Below are 3,287 nucleotides of genomic sequence, written 5' to 3' on the forward strand. Positions count from 1 at the left end.
GATCCTGGTCCAGGCCGCGACTGCGAATGGTTGTGCGGCCACGTCCTCCGTATCGAATGGCATCGCGGGCAGCGCGGTGGGCGGGGGGCACGCTGGGGCTACGCCTGGAAACAATGCGTTTCCTCACACCGGGCTTGCCACGTTCATGCAGGTGGCCCTGACTGCCCCTGCCGCGCCGGTGATTGCGCCCGCGACGGCCGTGACGACGAACAATCCGCTGCCGACGCTCACCGGAACGGGGACCGCCGGGACCGAGGTGGTGATCTACCAACGCATCTCGGGTGTACCGAATGGCCCGGAGTTCGGCCGTGCCGTAGTCGGTACGACGAACTCACCCACGGCGTTCGCCGTCACCCTCTCCCGGGCATTGCCCACGGGCAATACCGTGCTGATGGCCGTCACCGAGGCCCAGGGACTCCAGGGCCCTCCCAGCAACACGGTGACCTACACCGTCGACACCACCGCGCCCGACACGCATTTCACCGCGAACGGCACTCCCACGTCTCCGTCACGACTGGCGAACGCGGTCTTCCAGTTCGCGTCGAACGAGACGTCGGGCATCACCTTCCACTGTGTCCTTCAGACCGGCGACATCGCCTCGCCACCCGCGGTGGGCGCCGGCGCGTGGCAGACGACGCCGTGCTCGGGGACGGGGACGCATACGACGGGCACGCTGACGAATGGGGAGACGTACACCTTCTGGGTCCGGGCGAGGGATGCAGCGGGCAACGTGGACACGACGCCTGCGCGCCATGTCTGGCGGGTCGACCTATCTCGGCCCACCACGGATTTCGCCGACGGCGGTACGCCTCGGGTGGACTTCAACGAGGCGGTCGCGGTGTTCCGGTTCGAGTCGAACGAGGACCCGGTGACGTTCCAGTGCGCACGGGATGATTCGGCAACGACCCAGGCTCCGGCGGAGGGCAGCTCCCGGTGGCAGGACTGCGCGGCCTCCCATCTGACGCCTGCGTCCACCTATGTGACGGCGCCGCTGGGGGAGGGGACCTACACGCTGTGGGTGCGGGCGAAGGACGCGGCGGGGAACGTGGACAACGCTCCACCGCATCACACCTGGACGGTGGACCTGACGCCGCCCGACACGGAGCTGTTCGGGGCGCTGCCCGCCGCGGTGAACAACGCGAGCTCGGTGGTCCTCACGTTCCGTGAGCTGCCGACGGGGAGCGCAAATGCCTTCGAGTGCAGCCTGAATGGTGCTGCCTTTGCTGCGTGTGAGAGCGGGGATTCCTTCCCGACGCCTGGAAACACCACGTACACGTTCCTGGTCAGGGCGAAGGATGCTGCGGGCAACGTGGACCCGACGCCCGCCAGCTACTCGTGGCGGACGGACAAGACGCGTCCAGACACCAGCATGAGCACCACGGTGGGGACGTTGAGCAACGCGTCCCGGGCGGGCTTCGAGTTCGATTCACCCGCCAGCGACGTGGCCGGCTTCCAATGCGTCCTGGAGAACTCGACGACGACGCAGGCGCCCGTTGAGAGCAGCCCGCTGTGGCAGGATTGCGCGGCGTCCTACCTGACGCCGGTGCTGACGGATGGCGCCTACACGCTGTGGGTGCGGGCGAAGGACGCGGCGGACAATGTGGACGCCTCGCCTGCTCGCCACACCTGGACGGTGGACCTGACGCCGCCCGATACGGAGTTGTTCGGGGCGCTGCCGGCGGCGGTGAACAACGCGAACGCGGCGGTCCTCACGTTCCGCGCGCTGCCGGTTGGCGACGCGAGCGACTTCGAGTGCAGCCTGAACGGCGCGGCCTTCAGCGCGTGCGGGAGCGGGGATTCCTTCCCGACGCCCGGTGACAACACGTACACCTTCCTGGTGCGGGCGAAGGACCCGGCCGGCAACGTGGACCCGACGCCCGCCAGTCACACGTGGCGGACGGATAAGACGCGCCCGGAGACGGAGTTGAGCACCTCGGTGGGGACGTTGAGCAACGCGTCTCGGGCGGGCTTCGACTTCGATTCACCCTCCAGCGACGTGGCCGGCTTTCAATGCGTCCTGGATACGCCAGCGACAACGCAGGCGCCTCCTGAGAGCAGCTCGCGGTGGCAGGACTGCGCGGCGTCCTACCTGACGCCGGTGCTGACGGATGGCGCCTACACGCTGTGGGTGCGGGCGAAGGACGCGGCGGGGAACGTGGACAACGCTCCACCGCATCACACCTGGACGGTGGACCTGACGCCGCCCGACACGGAGTTGTTCGGGGCGCTGCCCGCCGCGGTGAACAACGCGAACGCGGCGGTCCCCACGTTCCGGGCGCTGCCGGTTGGCGACGCGAGCGACTTCGAGTGCAGCCTGAACGGCGCGGCCTTCAGCGCGTGCGGGAGCGGGGATTCCTTCCCGACGCCCGGTGACAACACGTACACCTTCCTGGTGCGGGCGAAGGACCCGGCCGGCAACGTGGACCCGACGCCCGCCAGTCACACGTGGCGGACGGACAAGACGCGTCCGGACACGGAGCTGAGCACCCTGGTGGGGGCGCTGAGCAACGCGCCCCGGGCGCTCTTCACGCTCTCTTCCGCCGCGACGGATGTGGCGGGCTTCCAGTGCGTCCTGGAGACCGGGGGGACGACGCAGGCGCCCGCCGAGGGCAGCTCATTGTGGGAGGACTGCGCGGCGTCCTTCCTGACGCCAGTGCTGACGGATGGCACCTACACGCTGTGGGTGCGGGCGAAGGACGCGGCGGGCAATGTGGACGCCTCGCCTGCTCGCCACACCTGGACGGTGGACCTGACGCCTCCGGACACACAGATTGACTCGAAGCCGGACATCCTCACGAACCTGCTCACCGCGACCTTCGTGTTCTCTGCCTCGGAGCCGGGCGTCCACTTCGAGTGCAGCTACGATGGGGGGGCCTACTTCGCCTGCACCTCGCCGTATGCGCTGCCCAACGCGGAGTTCCCTCTCATCACCGAGGGCGAGCACCGGATGCTCATCCGGGCCATCGATGAGGCGGGAAACCCCGACGACACGCCCGCCCTGCACATCTGGACCGTCGTGGTGGGTGAAGTCGAGACCAACATCGTTCCTGTGGCGTTGTCGAATCCCACCCAGAGCACGACCGCGACCTTCAGGTTCACCTCGAACCTGTCCAACGTCATTTATTTATGTCAGTTGGACGGCTCGCCGTACGAGCAGTGTGCGGACTCGGCGAACGCCGAAAAAGTCTACGAAAACCTGACCGAGGGCTCGCATTCGCTGAACGTCAAGGCCGCGGAGGGGGAGTTCGAGGACCAGTCGCCTGCGCCGTTCAACTGGACCATCGACT

Annotated in this window: 1 pseudogene; it reads left to right on the forward strand. The window is 68.0% G+C overall.

What is annotated here, in order from left to right:
- Positions 1-145: 145 nt before the first annotated feature.
- Positions 146-3,287 (forward strand): annotated as a pseudogene (locus G4D87_RS35795) (adventurous gliding motility protein AgmC); the annotation flags it as partial.

Origin of the sequence: Myxococcus vastator (assembly GCF_010894475.1) — a bacterium.
Lineage (GTDB): Bacteria > Myxococcota > Myxococcia > Myxococcales > Myxococcaceae > Myxococcus > Myxococcus vastator.